This is a genomic window from Mycobacterium sp. NGS57 (genome assembly GCF_059812405.1).
Window position 1 is genome coordinate 418,409 of the sequence record NZ_JCALCP010000003.1, and the last position, 17,069, is coordinate 435,477.

Annotated in this window: 15 protein-coding genes and 1 riboswitch; of the genes, 10 read left to right on the forward strand and 5 right to left on the reverse strand. The window is 70.3% G+C overall.

Translation table 11 applies throughout. The annotated features are described in order from the left end of the window. Positions 1-45: 45 nt before the first annotated feature. Positions 46-993, forward strand: coding sequence for a LysR family transcriptional regulator (locus AC5Y43_RS08375; protein ID WP_499971318.1), 948 nt, complete (start codon positions 46-48; stop codon positions 991-993). Here the strand turns inward: AC5Y43_RS08375 and AC5Y43_RS08380 are convergent. Beyond that, positions 952-2,247 carry a glycosyltransferase gene (locus tag AC5Y43_RS08380; RefSeq protein WP_499971320.1) on the reverse strand — a complete coding sequence of 432 codons (1,296 nt, stop codon included), beginning with the start codon at positions 2,245-2,247 and terminating at the stop codon, positions 952-954. The genes AC5Y43_RS08375 and AC5Y43_RS08380 overlap by 42 nt on opposite strands. Positions 2,248-2,315: 68 nt before the next feature. Between AC5Y43_RS08380 and AC5Y43_RS08385 the strand changes: the two genes are divergently transcribed. From AC5Y43_RS08385 to AC5Y43_RS08425, 9 genes are all read left to right on the forward strand, one after another. Continuing rightward, complete coding sequence (locus AC5Y43_RS08385) at positions 2,316-2,957, forward strand: TetR/AcrR family transcriptional regulator (RefSeq protein ID WP_499971322.1); 642 nt, start codon at positions 2,316-2,318, stop codon at positions 2,955-2,957. Positions 2,958-2,986: 29 nt separating this feature from the next. After that, positions 2,987-3,664 carry a TetR/AcrR family transcriptional regulator gene (locus AC5Y43_RS08390; protein WP_499971324.1) on the forward strand — a complete coding sequence of 226 codons (678 nt, stop codon included), beginning with the start codon at positions 2,987-2,989 and terminating at the stop codon, positions 3,662-3,664. Positions 3,665-3,697: 33 nt separating this feature from the next. Further along, positions 3,698-4,921, forward strand: coding sequence for a cytochrome P450 (locus tag AC5Y43_RS08395; RefSeq protein ID WP_499971326.1), 1,224 nt, complete (start codon positions 3,698-3,700; stop codon positions 4,919-4,921). Then, positions 4,915-5,859 (forward strand): SDR family oxidoreductase, encoded by a 945-nt coding sequence (locus AC5Y43_RS08400; protein WP_499971328.1) that lies wholly within the window; start codon positions 4,915-4,917, stop codon positions 5,857-5,859. The genes AC5Y43_RS08395 and AC5Y43_RS08400 overlap by 7 nt, the downstream gene beginning before the upstream one ends. A 10-nt stretch (positions 5,860-5,869) precedes the next feature. Next, on the forward strand, positions 5,870-7,039 hold the full coding sequence (locus AC5Y43_RS08405) for an amidohydrolase family protein (RefSeq protein ID WP_499971330.1): 1,170 nt from the start codon (positions 5,870-5,872) through the stop codon (positions 7,037-7,039). After that, positions 7,032-8,246 carry a M24 family metallopeptidase gene (locus AC5Y43_RS08410; RefSeq protein WP_499971332.1) on the forward strand — a complete coding sequence of 405 codons (1,215 nt, stop codon included), beginning with the start codon at positions 7,032-7,034 and terminating at the stop codon, positions 8,244-8,246. Before AC5Y43_RS08405 ends, AC5Y43_RS08410 begins: the two co-directional genes overlap by 8 nt. Then, positions 8,236-9,321 (forward strand): M24 family metallopeptidase, encoded by a 1,086-nt coding sequence (locus tag AC5Y43_RS08415; RefSeq protein WP_499971335.1) that lies wholly within the window; start codon positions 8,236-8,238, stop codon positions 9,319-9,321. The genes AC5Y43_RS08410 and AC5Y43_RS08415 overlap by 11 nt, the downstream gene beginning before the upstream one ends. Positions 9,322-9,353: 32 nt before the next feature. Further along, a riboswitch (Fluoride riboswitch) is annotated at positions 9,354-9,415 on the forward strand. A 109-nt stretch (positions 9,416-9,524) separates the two neighbouring features. Continuing rightward, on the forward strand, positions 9,525-9,824 hold the full coding sequence (locus tag AC5Y43_RS08420; RefSeq protein WP_499971337.1) for a PE family protein: 300 nt from the start codon (positions 9,525-9,527) through the stop codon (positions 9,822-9,824). Between the two features lie 15 nt (positions 9,825-9,839). Then, positions 9,840-11,198, forward strand: coding sequence for a PPE family protein (locus AC5Y43_RS08425; protein ID WP_499971339.1), 1,359 nt, complete (start codon positions 9,840-9,842; stop codon positions 11,196-11,198). On the opposite strand, the gene AC5Y43_RS08430 is transcribed toward AC5Y43_RS08425, so the two are convergent. From AC5Y43_RS08430 to AC5Y43_RS08445, 4 genes are all read right to left on the reverse strand, one after another. Then, positions 11,195-12,553 (reverse strand): HNH endonuclease signature motif containing protein, encoded by a 1,359-nt coding sequence (locus tag AC5Y43_RS08430; RefSeq protein WP_499971343.1) that lies wholly within the window; start codon positions 12,551-12,553, stop codon positions 11,195-11,197. The genes AC5Y43_RS08425 and AC5Y43_RS08430 overlap by 4 nt on opposite strands. Before the next feature lie 135 nt (positions 12,554-12,688). After that, positions 12,689-13,990, reverse strand: a complete 1,302-nt coding sequence (locus tag AC5Y43_RS08435) for a hypothetical protein (RefSeq protein WP_499971345.1) — start codon at positions 13,988-13,990, stop codon at positions 12,689-12,691. Next, positions 13,987-14,751 (reverse strand): SDR family NAD(P)-dependent oxidoreductase, encoded by a 765-nt coding sequence (locus AC5Y43_RS08440; RefSeq protein WP_499971348.1) that lies wholly within the window; start codon positions 14,749-14,751, stop codon positions 13,987-13,989. The genes AC5Y43_RS08435 and AC5Y43_RS08440 overlap by 4 nt, the downstream gene beginning before the upstream one ends. Further along, positions 14,748-17,069, reverse strand: coding sequence for a CaiB/BaiF CoA transferase family protein (locus AC5Y43_RS08445; protein ID WP_499971350.1), 2,322 nt, complete (start codon positions 17,067-17,069; stop codon positions 14,748-14,750). Before AC5Y43_RS08445 ends, AC5Y43_RS08440 begins: the two co-directional genes overlap by 4 nt.

Below are 17,069 nucleotides of genomic sequence, written 5' to 3' on the forward strand. Positions count from 1 at the left end.
TCGGCCCACAAGGCTGCCTTGTATGCCGGCCGGGGAAGGATGGTCATGCCGCTCAGCGCTCGCCTGCCCGAGTTGTCGGCGTTCGAAATCTTCCTGGCGATCGCCCGGACCGGCAGCATCGGCGCCGCGAGCAGGGAATTCGGGCTGAGCCAGCAGGCCGTGTCGGCGCGGCTGGCATCGATCGAGGCCCAGACCGGCGTCGCGCTCGTCGTCCGGACCCCGCGCGGTTCGCGGCTGACACCCGCCGGAGTCGTCGTCGCGGAATGGGCGGACCGACTGCTCGACGTCGCCCGCCACGTGGACGCCGGGTTAGCCTCACTGCGATCGGAAAGGCGCAAGCGCGTCAAAGTGGTCGCCAGCCTGACGATCGCCGAACAACTGATGCCCCGCTGGCTGGTGTCGCTACAGGTCTCGGCGGCCCGGCTGGGCGTTACCGCCCCCGAGGTGATCATGACCGCCACCAACAGCGATCGGGCGATCGCGGCCGTGCGCGCCGGCAAGGCCGACCTCGGCTTCATCGAGACCCCTTACCTGCCAAAGGGTTTACGCAGCCGCGTGGTCGGACACGACGACCTCGTCCTGGTCGTGCCCGCCGACCACAGATGGGCGCAGCGCCAGCGGCCGGTTACGGCAGCGGAATTGAGCCAAACCCCGCTGGTGACGCGCGAGCCGGGATCGGGGACGCGTGATTCGCTGACCGCCGCGCTGCGCCAGGCGCTGGGCGAGTCGGCGGCGCAGGCGCGCCCGGTCCTCGAATTGTCCTCCGCCGCCGCGGTGCGCGCCGCCGTCGACGCCGGCGCGGGACCCGCCGTGATGAGCCGGCTGGCGGTCGCCGACGACCTGGCGATCGGGCGGCTGCGCGTGGTCGCGGTTCCCGAGTTGAACCTGCGCCGCAAGCTTCGCGCGATCTGGGTCGGCGGACGCATTCCACCCGCCGGGGCGGCCCGGGATCTATTGGCTCACATCACCGATCAGCTCGCCGCGGCAGGCTGAGTCGACGATGCCGGCCAATCCGGCGAAGCCGGGCGCCGCGGCCATGTCGGCCGCAATGCGGCGGGCGGCCTGGCTATAGCGCGGCTCGTTCAGCACGGCGAGGATGTCGCGGCGCAGCGCGCGCGGCGTCGGTCGTTCGGTCCTGATCCGCCGGCCCACGCCCGACCACGCGACCCGGGCGCCGACCTCGGGCTTGTCCTCCTTGCCGCCGGTGGCCACGATCGGCACCCCGTGGCGCAACGCGCAGTGGACGCCGCCGTAGCCGCCGTTGGTCACGTAAACCGCAGTGCGGGGCAGCAATTCGTCATACGGCAGGTACCCGGCCGCACGCACGTTCGGCGGCAACGGCGGCAGCGTGTCCAGCGGCCGGCCGCCCGTCGCGACCACGACGAGGACGTCGTCGCCGGCCAGCGCGCGCAGCGTCGGCGCGATCACCTGCTCGTAGTCGACGTTGGCGACCGTGCCCTGCGTGACGTGGACGACGGGCCGGGTCCCGTCCAGATCGGGCCACCACTGCGGCAGCGGGGCCTGCGCGCCGGTCGCCGATATCGGCCCGACGTAACGCAGGTTCGGCGGCGCGTCGGACCGCACGTACTCGAACGAGGGCACGCTGAACTGCACGAGCGCGTCGGCGCGGCGGCCCCAGTCGGGCATGGTGCCGGGCATGGCCGTGCCGTGCACCTCGCGGTGCAGGTGGTCGACGAGGTCGTAGGCCCGCCGGGTCAGCCGACGGCTCACCGCGGCCAGGGCGGCGTTGCGCTCGCGGTTGAGCACGCGCGACGGCCGCAGTCCCATGCCGTAGGGCGCGGTGTCGCGGCTGTCGACGGGCAGCGGGACAACCGAGCATTGGACGACCGCCGGGCGCGTCGGACGTGGATGCGCGAGCAGGAACGCGGCGCCGAAGAACACCGGCTCGGCGAGCACGGCATCGGCGGGCTGCGCCGCGAGCGCGGCGACGAGCGTCTCGTACTGCGCCTTGGCGGGACGCGCAAAGATGTTTTCGATGTCGAACGCGACCGCCTTGACGCCCTTCAACTTCGCGCGTTCGGGAAACGCCGCGAGCACGTCTTGGTCGAAGTCCGCCTCGGCGGCCAGCGGCAGGAAGGTCGCCCCGGTGGCGGTGACCTTGTCGGCGAACGCCGAGCCGGTGATGAAGCGCACGTCGTCGCCGCGTTTGACGAAGTTCTCCGCGACCGCGAGCAACGGCGTGACGTGGCCGTGGGCGGGGATGCTCGCGATGATCAGCGATGACATGGCGCCCTCCCGGGGCTGGCCGTTGGCTTGGTGATGGTAGTATTCATTACCGTGCGACCGGAGTCAATATGAGGACCCGAACCTACCGGTCCGACCTGCGCCGGCAGCAGGCGGAGCAGACCCGGGCGCGGGTGATCGCCGCCGCGGCGGAGCTGTTCGCCGCCGAGGGCTACGCGCGCACCACGATGCCGAAAATCGCGGCCGCGGCGGGGGTTTCGGCCGAGACGGTCCAGGGCCAGGGGTCCAAGGCGGCCCTGCTGATCGCCGCCAGCGAATACGTCGGGGTGGGCGTGAGCGGCGAGCAGAACATCCTGAACCTGGACATCGGGCGCGACCTGATCGCCATCGAGGACCCCGGCGCGGCGCTCGACTTCATCGTCGCGACCGTGACGGACGTGCACCGGCGGACGGCGCGACTGGCGTCCGCGCTGTTCGGCGGCGCCGCATCCGACCCCGAGTTGGATCGATACCTGAGCGAGTTCATTGCCGGGATCACCGGGCAGACCCGTCGCGTCCTCGAGGTGCATCGCGACCGCGGCTGGCTGCGCGACGACGTCCCGTTCGAGGAACTCGTCGAGACCAGCGCGGTGCTGTGCAGCGTCGAGACCTATCTGCGGTTCACTCACCGCGACGGGTGGAGCCCGGACGCCTACCGGGCCTGGTGCCGGCGGATGCTGGCCGAGACCGTTTTCGCGCTGCCGCAACACTAAATAAACTGCTTGATTTAACTCGTCCCGCGGTGTTCACTGGGTCGGTGACCGCCGAGCGCATGGCCCGCTCCGACAGGTCGACGGGCACCCGGGAGGCGCTGCTGTCGGCCGCGGAGGTGTTGTTCGCCGAGCGCGGCATGTACGCCGTGTCCAACCGGCAGATCAGCGAGGCCGCCGGGCAGGGCAACAACGCCGCGGCCTGCTACCACTTCGGGACGAGGACCGACCTGCTGCGGGCGATCGAAGGCAAGCACCGCGAGCCGATCGAACAGCTGCGCGCGCAGATGCTGGCCGACGCCGGCGACTCGACCGAGCTGCGCGACTGGGTCGGCACGCTGGTGCGCCCGCTCACCGACCACCTCACCGCGCTGGGCACCCCCAGCTGGTACGCGCGATTCGCCGCCCAGGCGATGGCCGACCCCACCTATCGCCACGTCGTCACCAAGGACGCGCTCGCATCGCCGCGGCTGGTCCAGACCATCGACGGCATCAACCGCTGCCTACCCGACCTGCCCAACCGGGTGCGGGTCGAGCGAATGGTGATGGTGCGCAACCTGCTCATGCACACCTGCGCCGAGCACGAGGGCGCGCTGGCCGAGCACGGGCCGCGGTCACGCTCCAGCTGGCCCGTCGCCGGCGAGGGGCTGATCGACGCCATCGTCGGGCTCTGGCGCGCGCCGGTGCACGTGCGCGCGGCAGGCGACTGAGCATCCGGATCACGCAGGCAACCGAGGAGCACGATGACCGACGTCTCGACCACCACCGACATCCCCGAGTTTCCGATGACGCGGGCGCCCGGCTGCCCCTTCGCTCCCCCACCGGAATCGTTGGCGCTCAACGCAACCCGGCAGCTGAGCAGGGTGCGGATCTGGGACGGCAGCACGCCCTGGCTGATCCACGGCTATGACGCGATCCGGGCCCTGTTCACCGACTCGCGGACCAGCGTCGACGACCGGCTGCCGGGATACCCGCACTGGAACGAGGGCATGCTGGCGACGGTGGACAAGCGGCCGCGCTCGGTGTTCACCTCCGACGCCGAGGAGCACACCCGCTTCCGCCGGATGCTGTCGAAACCGTTCACCTTCAGGCGGGTCGAGGGGCTGCGCCCCGCGGTGCAGAAGATCGTCGACGATCGCATCGAGGCCCTGCTGGCCGGCCCCAACCCCGGCGACGTCGTCAGCACCGTGGCGCTGCCGGTCCCGTCGCTCGTCATCAGCGAGTTGCTGGGCGTTCCCTACGAGGACGCGGACTTCTTCCAGGAAAACGCGCAGCGCGGCACGGGGCGGTATGCGACCGAGGAGGACACCGCCCAGGGCGCCGCATCGCTGGCGAAATACATCGCGAAGCTGGTCCGGGCCCGGATGGAAAGCCCCTCAGAGGATTTGGTGTCCGACCTGGCCGAGCGGGTCAACGCCGAGGAGCTCAGCGTGCGCGAGGCCACGCAGCTGGCCCTCGGCGTGCTGATCGCCGGCCACGAGACCACCGCCAACATGATCAGCCTGAGCATCGCCGCCCTGCTCGAACACCCCGACCAGCGGGCGCTGCTGTGCGAGGCCGACGACCCCAAGGTGATCGCCGCCGCGGTCGAGGAGCTGATGCGGTATCTGAGCATCATCCAGACCGGGCAGCGACGGATCGCGGTCGAGGACATCGAGGTCGGCGGCGAGACGATCCGCGCCGGCGAGGGCATCATCCTCGACGTCGCCCCGGCAAACTGGGATCCCCGCCAATTCCCCGGCCCGGACCGCCTTGACCTGCTCCGCGACGAGGGCGCGCACGTCGGGTTCGGCTACGGCCGGCATCAATGCGTCGGTCAGCAGTTGGCGCGCATGGAATTACAGATCGTCCTGCCCACCCTGCTGCGCCGGATCCCGACGCTGCGGCTGGCGGTTCCGCTCGACGAGTTGCCGTTCAAACACGACACGCTGGCCTACGGCGTCTACGAGCTCCCCGTGACATGGTGAAGCCGGACCTGAGCCTGCAAGTAGCGGATCTCTCCGGCAGGTTCGCGGTCGTCACGGGGGCCAACAGCGGCCTTGGGCTCGGCCTGGCGACGAAGCTGGCCGCCGCCGGCGCCGACGTCGTCATGGCGATCCGGTGCCGGACCAAGGGCGAAGCCGCCATCGCCAAGATCCGGCGGCAGGCGCCGTCGGCCAAGCTGGCCATCCGGCACCTGGACCTGTCGTCGCTGAAAAGCGTTGCGGCGCTGGGTGAGGAGCTCACCGCCGAAGGCCGCCCGATCGACATCCTGATCAACAACGCCGGCGTCATGACCCCGCCGCAGCGCCAGGAAACCCGCGACGGCTTCGAATTGCAGTTCGGCACAAACCATCTGGGACACTTCGCGCTGACCGGGCACCTGCTGCCGCTGCTGCGCGCGGCCGCTTCCGCACGGGTGGTGACGGTCAGCAGCCTCGCCGCGGCCCAGCGAAATCTCGAGTACACGGATCCCAACGCACAGGACTACAAGCCCATGCGTTCCTACGGGCTGGCCAAGCTGGCACAGCTGATGTTCGCGTTCGAACTGGACCGGCGCAGCCGGCTGGGCGGCTGGGGGGTGATGTCGAACGCGGCCCATCCCGGGCTCGCCAAGACGAACTTGCTCAGCGGGGCCTCCTACGGCCGCGACCGGCCGACGCTGCAGAACCGGCTCACCCAGCTGACCTGGAAGCTGCTGCCGTTCATGTGGCTCGACGTCGACGAGGGCATCAAGCCGTCGCTGTATGCGGCGGCATCGCCGGACGCCCACGGCGGCACGTATTACAGCCCGCGCGGCTTCTACGAAACTGTCGGGGGCGGAGTCACTTTCGCCGGGGTTCCGCGAATGGCGCGCAGCGAGGCCGAGCTGGCGCGGCTGTGGCAGCTGTCCGAAGAGCTCACCGGCGTCACGTACCCGGATTGAGGGGGCGTTGATGTCACGTCGAACCGTGTACCCCGAGGGCGTCATCGGCGCGCCCAGACACCGCCGCGGCCACGCCGCGCAATCGGCGACCGGGCTGCCCGCCGGCACCGAGGTCTTCTCCGCCGACAACCACATCTCGGTCGCCGACGACATCTTCTACGAGCAGTTCCCCGACGACCTCAAGGAGCACGCGCCGCGGATCTGGTACGAGGACGGCGCCTACCTGCTGGGCCGCCCCGGACAATCCATGGTGGTCGGCGATTTCAGCGCGGTGCTCATGCAGTACGACGACCTGCCCGGCGCGGCCACCAACAACGTCGACGGGCGCATCCGCGAGCTCGCCGAGGACGGCGTCGACAAGGAACTGGTGTTCCCCAACGCGGTGCTGGCGTTGTTCCACTATCCCGACAAGGAGCTGCGCGAACGGATTCTGCGCATCTACAACGAGCACATCGCCGCCGTGCAGGAGCGCTCCGGCGGCCACTGCTACGGCGTGGGCCTGGTCAACTGGTGGGACCCGCGCGGCACCCGGCGCACGCTGGCGGAGCTCAAAGCGCTGGGGCTCAAGACGTTCCTGATGCCGCTGAACCCGGGCAACGACGACAACGGTCACGTCATCGACTTCTCCAGCGCGGCGATGGGCGCGGTGTGGGACGAGATCGAGGAGGCCGGGCTGCCGGTCACCCACCACATCGGCGAAAGCCAGCCCAAGTGCCCCAGCGAGGTCAACAGCGTGGCGGTCGCCATGATGGTCAACATCGACTCGTTCCGCGAGATGTTCTCCAAGTACGTCTTCGGCGGCATCCTGGATCGGCATCCCGGGCTGCGCGTCGGCTGGTTCGAGGGCGGAATCGCCTGGGTCCCACCGACCCTGCAGGACGCCGAGCACGTGCTGGCCTCGTATCGGCACATGCTCAAACGCCACCCCGAGCGCGACATCCGCTACTACTGGGACACCCACATGTGCGCCTCGTTCATGGTCGACGGCCTTGGGCTGGGCCAGATCGACGAGATCGGCATCGACAGGGTGATGTGGTCGTCCGACTATCCGCACAACGAAAGCACTTTCGGCTACTCGGAGCGCTCGCTGGCCGCGGTGGTCGACGCCGTCGGCCCCGAGGACGCCGTGCGCGTCGTCGGCGGCAACATCAAAAGGTTCCTGGGCCTTGAGGATGGCTGACATCCCCGACGAGCCGGACTTTTCGCGGATGCGGGCCGAGACCGGGACACGGCTTCGCGCGGCCATGGCCGAGCACGGCGTCGACGCGCTCGTCCTGCTGATGAACGGCTACGTCGGGTATGCGATCGGCGCCAGCTGGCCGCTGCTCGACGCGGGCCTGTCGCACGTGGAGCGCCCGGTGGCCGTCGTCCTGGCCGACGACGAGCACCCCCACCTGTTCATGCCGCATCGCACCGGGTCCTTCCTGGAACCGCCCGATCCGCCGGTGCCCGCCGACCACCTGCACGGCCCCGTATACCTCGAATTCGACCAGGGCGTAGCCGATTTCGCCCGCACGCTGTCCGGCCTGATCCCGCCGGACGCGGCCGTGGCCGTGGACGAGCTCACCGGCGCGATGCGGCGCTCGGCGGCCACCCTGTTCCCGTCGGGCCGGCCGTCCGACGCGGCGATCGTGCTCGGCGCCGCGCAATTGGTCAAGACGCGCGACGAGCTTGCCTGCCTGCGCCAGGCCACCCGCATCACCGAAAAGGCCATGGCCGGCGTGCAGCAGGCGCTGGCGCCCGGGGTACGGCAGATCGACCTGTCGGCGCAGCTGGTGCGGCGCGCGTTCGAACTGGGCGCCACCACCAACATGCTCGAGGCCATCTGGCAGGTGATGCCGGCCTCGCGGGAGGCCGGGGTGTGGACCACCCACGGCGATCTCGCGTTGCCGCTGCTGCCCACGGCCCGCGAACTTCGGACCGGCGAGGTGCTGTGGACCGACATCAGCATCAGCTATGCGGGATACTGCTCGGACTTCGGGCGAACCTGGCTGGTCGGCGCCGAACCCTCGGCGCGGCAACGGGATCAATTCCACCGATGGCGGGCCATCCTGGACGACGTGCTCGCCGTGACCAAGGCGGGCGTCACGTCCGGGGACCTCGCCCGCGCGGCGATCGCCGCCAACGGCGGCCGCAAGCCGTGGCTGCCGCACTTCTACCTGGGGCATGGGATCGGCACCTACCCGGCCGAAGCCCCCATGATCGGAACGGATCTCGGCGAGGAGTTCGACGACAACTTCGTCTTCCCGCCCGGCATGGTGCTGGTGCTCGAACCGGTGGTGTGGGAGGACGGCACGGGCGGCTACCGCAGTGAGGAGATCGTGGTGATCACCGAAGACGGCTACACGCCGATCACCGACTACCCCTATGCCCCGTATGGCGACTGAGGTCGCGCCCGACGCCCTCCGGTTGCGGACGGGGCGCCGGGAGCGGGCCCTGGCGCAGATGGACGCGCACGACCTGGACGTCCTGGTGCTGGGCCGCCAGGCCAACGTCCGCTACGTCACCGGCGCCCCGCAGTTGTGGATCGCCGGGACGCGCGCCTTCGGCCCGGTGTGCGTGGTCGTGCGCGCCACCGGCGACATCTATCTCAACAGCACCGACGACGAGGGCGTCCCGGAGGAGATCGGGCGCGATCGGCTCTACGGGCTGGCCTGGAATCCGATGACCCTGGTCGGCGTGCTGAAGAAAATCGACGGCGCGGCGACGGCCCGGCGGGTCGGAACCGACGCCATCACACCGACTTTCGCGGCGTTGCTGCCCGAGGCCTTTCCCGACGCCGAGCTCGTCGACGGCGAGGCGGCGATGTGCGCGGCGCGGCGCATCAAGACGCCCGACGAAATCGCGGCGATGGGCCCGGCGCTGCGCGTCGCCGAACAGGGGCTGGCCGCCGCCGTCGCGGAATTGCGGCCCGGGGTTTCTGAGCGGACGCTGACCGGGGCGGCGCTGCAGGCCATGGCCGCCGGCGGGGTCAGCACGCCGGCCACCCAGGATGTCGCCTGGGTGACGTCGCGGGAACACCCGTGGCGGCGGGCGCATCGTTCCGTGCAGGCCGGCGATCTCGTCGCTGTGGCCGCCGGCGCCCTGGCCGACGGCTATGTCGGCGAGGTGGGCCGGACGTGGGTGGCGGGCGGCGGGACGGCGCGCGCTTTGTTCGGGCGCTCGGATGCGTTGCACGACAAGCTGATCGCGGCGTGCCGTCCCGGCGCGCCCATTGTCGGGCTGCTCGCGGCCTACGAGGCGGCCGGCGAGCCGCTGCCGCCCGTGCCCGTCGCACACGGGGTGGGGCTGGGTTTCGATCCGCCGGTCGTGTCGGAGGCGCTGTGCGCCGCGGACGACTGCTTGGACGCCGGGATGGTGCTGGCGATCACCGGCTACGTGTGGCAGGAGGGCGTCGGGGCGGTGTTCCGTCGTGACACCGTGCACGTCGCCGATGACGGCCCGCAGGTTCTGAACCGGTAGGCGTTGCGCTCGCGATTGAGCCGACGTTAACATCGCGGATAGGCGATGAAGCTCGCCGTAACCGCCGCACCTGGCTGATGGCTTCTACCCGTGCTTGAGCTGACGGTGCGAGGCAGGTGATCGGCGATGACCCGCTTATCTCTCATCTCACGCGAATTCCTCTGTGCTGCCGAAATTGTCAACCCCCGTGGAAAGGAAATCTGATGTCATTTGTGACCGCACAGCCGGAAATCCTGACGGCGGCTGCCGCCGACCTGGAAAGCATCGGTGCCGCGATGGCCGCGCAGAATTCGGCGGCGGCGGCCCCGACGACGGGGGTGGTTCCGGCCGCGGCCGACGAGGTTTCGGCGCTGACCGCCGCACAATTCGCCGTCCACGCGCAGATGTACCAGGCGGTCGGCGCCCAGGCGGAGGCGGTTCATCAACTGTTCGTCAGCACGCTGGGAGCCAGTGCCGCGTCGTATACGGCCACGGAAGCCGCCAACGTCGTGGCCATCGGCTAGTGGCGAGGTGTTGCAATGGATTTCGCGATATTGCCGCCGGAGATCAACTCCGGTCGGATGTATGCCGGCTCGGGGTCGGGCCCGATGCTCGCGGCCGCAGCGGCCTGGGATGGACTCGCCGCCCAATTGCATTCCACCGCAGGCTCTTACCGGTCGGTGGTGCGCGGGCTCAGCAGCGGGCCATGGCTGGGACCCGCGTCGGCGTCGATGGCCGCGGCGGCCGCGCCCTACGCGGCGTGGATGACCGCGACCGCCGCGCAGGCCGAGCAGGCCGCCACCCAGGCCGGCGCGGCCGCGGCCGCCTATGAGGCGGCCTTCGCGATGACGGTGCCGCCCGCCGTGATCGCCGCCAACCGCAGCCTGTTGCTAACGCTGGTCGCGACGAACATCTTCGGGCAGAACACTCCCGCGATCGCGGCCGCCGAAGCCCAGTACGCCGAGATGTGGGCCCAGGACGCCACCGCGATGTACAGCTACGCCGGCTCGTCGGCGGCCGCGTCGGCATTGACGCCGTTCGCTTTGCCGCCACCCACGACCAACCCGGCGGGGGCGGGGGCCCAAGCCGCCGCGATCATGTCGAACGGCCCGCAGCTGATGTCGATGCTGCCGCAGGCGCTGCAGGGGCTCGCATCGTCGGCCGCGACGACGACGCCGCTGACGACCGCGTTGGCGCCAGCGGCGGCCGCGCTGCCCAGTCTGGGGACGATCCTGACCGCGCTGGCGATACCGGTGGCGGGCGTCGACACGGTCGCGGCCGGGATCGCCGCTCCGGCGTCGATATTCAGCGGGTCCGCGTCGTCGGTGTCGGCGACGACGACGGTACGCGCGTTGCGCATCAACGCCGACCGCGATTTCGCCAAGGGCGAGGGGCCGTTCACCGGAGACGGGCCGGGTGCCGCCATGCTGCCGCAATGGATTAGCGGCGGCGCGGGCGGTGTCGGTGAGCCGTCGACCGGGTCGGCGCAAATGGTGGCCGCGGGCATGGGCCGGGGTGCCTCGGTCGGCGGGTTATCGGTGCCCTCGGGTTGGGTGTCGGCGGCTCCGGCGGTCCGCACCGTCGCATACGCACTGCCGATGATCGGCGCCGAGGCCGCTCCCGAAATCGGTGGTGCCGCCAATTTGTTCAGCGGCATGGGACTGGCCGGCCTGGCCGGTGGCGCCGTCGGCAGCGCCGCCTCTCCGGGTCGCGGTGGCGAGCGCGTCAGGGTAGCCAACCGCGAGAGGCCGAAGCCGTCGTCGGGGGTGCAGCCGCCCCAGGATGGCGCGGTGGCAGCAATCGCCGCCGAGTTGGGGGAACTCGCCGCGCGGGCGCAGTCGCTCCTCGCGAAGCTTCAGGAGTCCGGCCTCGCGGAGGGCCAAGTGTCGCCCAGCTAGGGGTCGTCTCCGTCGTCGTCAACGAAGCGTTCGGGGTGGTGGAACGAGTTCGTTCTCGGCTGTCCGTGATCGAGATGCGGTGGTGGGATCCATTCGGTGTGGCCGTGGGCGTTGGTGCGGGTGGTCCAGCCTTGTTCGGCCAGGCGGTTGTCGGGGCCGCAGGCCAGGGTGAGTTCGTCGATGTGGGTGCGCCGGGTGGCCTGCCAGCCGTTGATGTGGTGGACCTGGCTGTGATAGGCCGGGGCGTCACAACCCGGCCGCGTGCAGCCGCGATCCTTGGCGTAGAGCACAATCCGCTGGGGCGGGGACGCGAGGCGTTTGGTGTGATACAGCGCCAGCGCCTTCCCCTTGTCGAAAATCGCCAGGTAATGGTGGGCGTGGCCGGCCCAGCGGATCACATCCGACATCGGCACCAAGCTGCCCCCAGCAGTCAAAGCCTTGCCCGCGGCGGCCTCCAACTCGGCGAGGGTGGTCAGCGCCACGATTGTCACCGGTAGTCCGTTGTGAGACCCCAGCTTCCCGGAGGCGAACAGCGCGCGCAGCGCGGCCACGAATGCATCGTGGTTGCGTTGCGGGGCGCTGCGGTGATCGCGACGCACCGCGGCCTCATCGGGGATGTCGTCGACGACGGGGGTTTCGTCCTCGGGGTTGCACGCCCCGGGAGCGGCCAGCTTGGCCAACATGGCCTCGATCGCCGCCCGCAACTCCTGGGTGACCAGGCCGCTGATGCGCGACATGCCGTCGTATTCCTGTTTGCCGAACACGATGCCGCGGCGGCGGGCGCGCTCGTGTTCTTTGAATGCGCCGTCGGGGTTGATCCAGTCCATGATCCGCTGGGCGTATTTGGCCAACTCATCGGGGCGATAGCCACACGCTTTGCGGGCCAGGTCTTTGTCGGCGGCCTCCCGGATAGACACCTCCACCTCGACGGGCAGGTGATCGAAAAACGCGCGGATCACCTTCACGTGGCCGTCGCCGATGAGCCCGTCGCGCTGGGCGGCCGCGGTTGCGGTCAGTTGCGGTGCCAACACCTCGCCGGTCAGGGCGCGGCGCACACCGAGGTCGGCGGCCTCCTCGATGCGCCGGGCGGCCTCGCCCTTGGTGATCCTTAGCCGGTCGGCCAGCGCCCGGCGCAGCGTCCCACCCAGCTCTGCCTCGCCGGCCTGCGCGCCGAGCTGGTTGATCAACGCGTGCTGGGGGGTGCGCAGCCGGCGCGTCTGTTGTTCGAGGCTTTCCAACAACGCCAGCCGCTCGGGTGTGGTCAAGGCGTCATAGGAATGGTCGACAATGCGCGACACCGCCGTGCGCAGCGCAGCGAAGTCCTCCGAGACTTGCTCGCGTGTGGTCGAACCCATACCCGCAACCCTAGGGACACCCACCGACAACAAATCCGGCAATGTGACCACTGAAACCAAAGTGACACAGGCAATTTCGCGCGGCCGCACGCACCCGCCGTTAGACGCAGCAGCCCGGCGTACGGTTCCATCGAACTAGAGATGAAGGAAGCTGTGGCCCGAGTTCCGTTCGGCCAGCGCTTCGTCGAACAACTCGCCCACGCGGTGACGCTGCCACAGGCTCAACAGGTTCGACAGCATCTGCAGCGGCGCGCGCACGCTCTCGTCGTCCCGGATGCGCGGGTCCGTGCGGCTGCCCGGGACTGAAGCCCCGAATCGCTTGTGCATCAGCGCGGGCACGTCGAGCAGCCAGGCGACGCCCATCACCGCCGCGTACAGCACCGTGTGCCGGCGCAACCGGTCCGGATGCAGCCGCGGACCGCCGCAGCGCCGCACCTCCGCGACAAAGAGAACCAGCAGCTCGTCGAAATGCTCGTCCCACATCGAGGTTTCGGCGCCCGACATCGCTCCCCAGATGGCCATGCCCATGTTCATCTGGCCGACGCAGCCCCAGTCCAGCAGGCCGCAGCGCAGAACGCCGTCGTCGTCGCGCCAGAACCACGCGTTGTCGATGTTGGCGTTCCAGTGGCACAGCGCGACGTAGTCCGAATCGGCGGCCAGCCCGCTGACGACGGCGTGCTCATGAAGCGCGACCCGCGGCACGTCGTCGCGAAACCGCGCCAGGAACGACGGCGAGCGCACATCGCCGGGCAGCAGCCCGGGATGGGCCTGGACGAACGCGGCCAGCTGGTCCACGCGGCGGTCCAATTTGCCGGCGCCCACCGGCGCCCGCTCCCCCACGGTCGCGGCCCGCACGTCCAGCGGAAAGTGCGCGGCCAGCTGCCCCGACAGGCGTCCGTAGGTGCCGGCGAGGCGGGCCAGCGCGGTCACCAGCGCGCGGTAGTGCCCGACGGGATCGGGCATGTCGTAGTCGAGGCACTTGTGATATTGGTGCTCTACCCCGTTGGTGCCGAAGGGGATTCGCTCGGTGATCAGGATTCCCGTTCCGGTCCGGCGGTCGTAGTCGGCGAACAGCACGGCGGGCACCGCGATGGGAAATCCGGGCACCCGGGACAGCGTGGCAAACCGGACCTCCGGCTCCATCTGGGTCTTGCCGCGATCGCGCACGGGATCGTCGAAATCGCGCGAGAACTTGACGAACAACTCGGTCGGCAGGCCTGGCCGGGACCCCGAGTATTCGACGGACAGCACGAGCTTGCGTCCGGTGCTGCCCCCGGGCGCCTCTCGGTAGGCACCGACCCGGGCAACGGCGCCATCCAGAGCACCGAAGGCGCGAAACGCGTTGGTGAGAAACGACTCACCGCCGTCGAGCAGCGCGGCGGGATCGGCGGGAAACGGCAGTCCGTGGTGATCGCCGATCGCCCAGCGAGAGTTCACCACGTCTGCTCGGCCGCGCGCACCAGCATGTGGTTGACCGCGACCCGCCGGTCGCGGGTCACCATGTAGTGCACCGCGTCGGCGACGTCCTCCGGGCGCAGCTTCACCATGCCGGCGGTCTGGCGCTCCACCGCCTCGCGTGACGGTGCGGCCAAGTGGCCGAAGATCTCGGTATCCACCGTTCCCGGACTCACCACCCCGACGCGCACCCGCTTGCCCAGCACCTCCTGCCGGACGCCCTCGCTGAACGCATTCACCCCGAATTTGGTGAGCGAGTAGACCGCGGTGTTGGCGCGGGCGACCCAACCGCCGGTGGAACCGATGGTGACCAGATCGGCGACGCCGCGCGGCGAACTGGTGGCCGCATCGATCAAATGCGGCAGCGCCGCGCGGGTGACGTAAAGGACGCCCTGCACATTGACGGCGACCATGTCTTCCCAATCCTGCAGGCGAGCCTCGGCCGCGGGTCCGGAGTGCATCACCCCGGCGTTGTTCACCACCGTGTCGAGCCGCCCCAACTCGGCGACCGCGCGCTGTACCGCGGTCGAAACGTCCCCGGCATCGGTCACGTCTGCGGCCACGACTACCGCTGTGCCGCCCGCGGATTCGATCTCGGCTTTCACCTCAGCCAGTCGATCGGCGCGGCGGGCCAGCAAGGCCACCGCCGCGCCCTCGGTGGCCAGTGCCTTCGCCGTGGCCGCCCCGATGCCGCTGCTGGCGCCGGTCACCAGCGCCGCGGTGCCGACGAGTGTCGCCGTCATGATCTGACCCCCAGGATCTCACGCAGCACGTACTCGTTGTCCTCCCCCAAATCCGGTGCGCCGCGCTCGATCCGCGCCGGCGAACGTGCCATCCGCCACGACGCCCCCAGGACCGGGCGCTGACCCTCGCGGTGATCGCTGACGAAGCGATACAACTCGCGGTCCCACAACCGTTGGTCCCCGATCACGTCGATCGCGGTGGCGCACTTGGTCGCCGGCACACCCGCCCTCCGCAGGCAGTGCGCGAGCCGCTCGGCATCGTGGTCGCGGGTGTACCGTGCGAGCTCGGCATCCACGGCGTCGGCGCGACGGCGCCGTGCCTCCAGAGTGGCGTACCGCGTGTCGCCCGCCAGCCCATCGGCACCCAACACCGAGCACAGCGCACGCCATTCGGCATCGTCGGCGACGGCCACGGCGATCCAGGCCTCGTCGCGGCATGGGTAACAGCCGTGGGGGCACAGGTCGGGATGGTGGTTGCCGTTGGGGCCCAGGCGGTTTCCGGTGAGGCTTTGTTCCAGCAGGCAGTCCCCGATCATCGAGGAAAGCGTCTCGACGGCCGAGACGTCGACGAATTGCCCCGCGCCGCTGAGTTCCCGATGCAGCAGGGCGACGAGGGCGGCGTATGCGGCCGCCGCGCCGACGGTGGAGTCGCCGTAGCGCATGCTCGTCCCCAGCGGCGGGCCGCCCGGGTATCCGACCAGGGACGCGAGCCCGGCCAGGGCGGCGAAGCATGGGGCGTAGCCGGTTTGGTGACCCAGCGGCCCGTCGTTGCCCCACATCTTGATCGACACGGAAATGATGTCCGGCTTGATGGCCTGGAGCTGCTCGTAGCCCAGTCCCTGGCGCTCCATCGCGCCCGGGCGCAGGTTGTTGATGACGACGTCGCTGCGGGCGATCAGCTCGCGCAGCCGGGCCATCCCGTCCTCGGACTTGATGTCCAGGTCGACGCTGCGGATCTCGGGGTTGATGCTCAGGAAGTAAGGGGCGTGGTTGATGTCGGTGCCGCCGTAGGCCCGCATCTCCTCGGGGGCGGCGGCAGTCTCGACCTTGATCACCTCGGCGCCCAGCAGCGCCAGCAGCTTGCCCGCGTAGGGGCCGGCCCACACCTTGGTGAGCTCGACGACGCGCACCCCTTGCAGCGGGCCCCCGCGGCGCTCACGGCAAACCTTGAGTTGCGGCGCCCTGAGCGCAGGCGGGGTGCGGGCCACGCCCAGCCCGTCCAGGACCGACGCGGTGTGCTGGCCCAGCGCCGGTGCGGCGGAGGTGATTCGGGCCGGCGACGCGCTCAGCGCGTACGGCACCGTCGGGTACGGCGCGTCGCCGAGCACGGGGTGGCTGACGGCCTGAAAGAAGCCGCGGTGGCGGTACTGCGGCGAGCGGTGCAGGTCCGCGGCATCGTTGACCGGGACCAGCGGCACTCCCAGGCGCTGCGCCCGGTCCGCCGCGGCCACCCTGGCGAGATCGGCGACCCACTCCGCGAACCCCCGCCGGAACGCGGCGACCTTCTCGGCGGTGACGGAGAACTCCAGCCAGTCGTCGTCGAACGCGTCCAGCCATTCGGGCCGGCCCATCAGTTCTTTCACGCCGAGCCAATGCGCGCGGCTGGTCATGTACAGGTAGACGAACCCGTCGGCGCAGGCGAAGAACGCGGCCGGGCCGGCCTGGTCGTAGTCGCCGCGGTGGCCCCCCGCGGCGACCTCACCGGTGATGAATCGGCCCAGGATGCAGTCGGCGCGCGAGACCAGCACGGCATGCGACGACACGTCGATCGACTCGCCCCGGCCGGTGTGCAGGCGCCCGAACAGCGCCGCCACGACACACAGCGCCGCGTCCAGCCCCGCCTCGTAGTCGACCAGGAAACGCCCCGGCCCCTGCAGCGGCGGCCGGGCGGGATCGGCGTGGCTGGGGGTGTGATAGCCCCAGCCGCTGGCATGGAACACGTTGGCGCTCTTGGCATTCGCGAACTCGACGGGCGCCTCGTTGCCGAACGGGGTGATCGAGCAGAACACCACGCGCGGATGCCGCTCGGCCCGGCCCGACGCGTGATCCTCGATGACCGCGTCGGCCGATCCGATCAGCGCATCCAGGCGTCCGGCGTCGAGCACGACGGAACGCTTGTTGGTGTTCAGGTAGGCGAACAGCGCGCTGCCGTCGGGCCCGTCGGCGAGCACCGGCGCCATCGCGCGGGTGGGGCTGCCGCGTTCCGGCGCCTCGACCTTGATCACCTCGGCGCCGAAATCGGCCAGCAGCTTCCCGCAGTACTCCCCCGCGACTGTCTCGGCGAGCTCGACGACGCGGATACCCGTCAGCGCCGACAT

Bases quoted from the DNA above. Each gene is read 5' to 3' on its own strand.
- AC5Y43_RS08375 (WP_499971318.1), top strand. From the start codon at position 46: ATGCCGCTCAGCGCTCGCCTGCCCGAGTTGTCGGCGTTCGAAATCTTC.
- AC5Y43_RS08380 (WP_499971320.1), bottom strand. From the start codon at position 2,247: ATGTCATCGCTGATCATCGCGAGCATCCCCGCCCACGGCCACGTCACG.
- AC5Y43_RS08385 (WP_499971322.1), top strand. From the start codon at position 2,316: ATGAGGACCCGAACCTACCGGTCCGACCTGCGCCGGCAGCAGGCGGAG.
- AC5Y43_RS08395 (WP_499971326.1), top strand. From the start codon at position 3,698: ATGACCGACGTCTCGACCACCACCGACATCCCCGAGTTTCCGATGACG.
- AC5Y43_RS08400 (WP_499971328.1), top strand. From the start codon at position 4,915: ATGGTGAAGCCGGACCTGAGCCTGCAAGTAGCGGATCTCTCCGGCAGG.
- AC5Y43_RS08405 (WP_499971330.1), top strand. From the start codon at position 5,870: ATGTCACGTCGAACCGTGTACCCCGAGGGCGTCATCGGCGCGCCCAGA.
- AC5Y43_RS08410 (WP_499971332.1), top strand. From the start codon at position 7,032: ATGGCTGACATCCCCGACGAGCCGGACTTTTCGCGGATGCGGGCCGAG.
- AC5Y43_RS08415 (WP_499971335.1), top strand. From the start codon at position 8,236: ATGGCGACTGAGGTCGCGCCCGACGCCCTCCGGTTGCGGACGGGGCGC.
- AC5Y43_RS08420 (WP_499971337.1), top strand. From the start codon at position 9,525: ATGTCATTTGTGACCGCACAGCCGGAAATCCTGACGGCGGCTGCCGCC.
- AC5Y43_RS08425 (WP_499971339.1), top strand. From the start codon at position 9,840: ATGGATTTCGCGATATTGCCGCCGGAGATCAACTCCGGTCGGATGTAT.
- AC5Y43_RS08430 (WP_499971343.1), bottom strand. From the start codon at position 12,553: ATGGGTTCGACCACACGCGAGCAAGTCTCGGAGGACTTCGCTGCGCTG.
- AC5Y43_RS08440 (WP_499971348.1), bottom strand. From the start codon at position 14,751: ATGACGGCGACACTCGTCGGCACCGCGGCGCTGGTGACCGGCGCCAGC.
- AC5Y43_RS08445 (WP_499971350.1), bottom strand. From the start codon at position 17,069: ATGTCGGCGCTGACGGGTATCCGCGTCGTCGAGCTCGCCGAGACAGTC.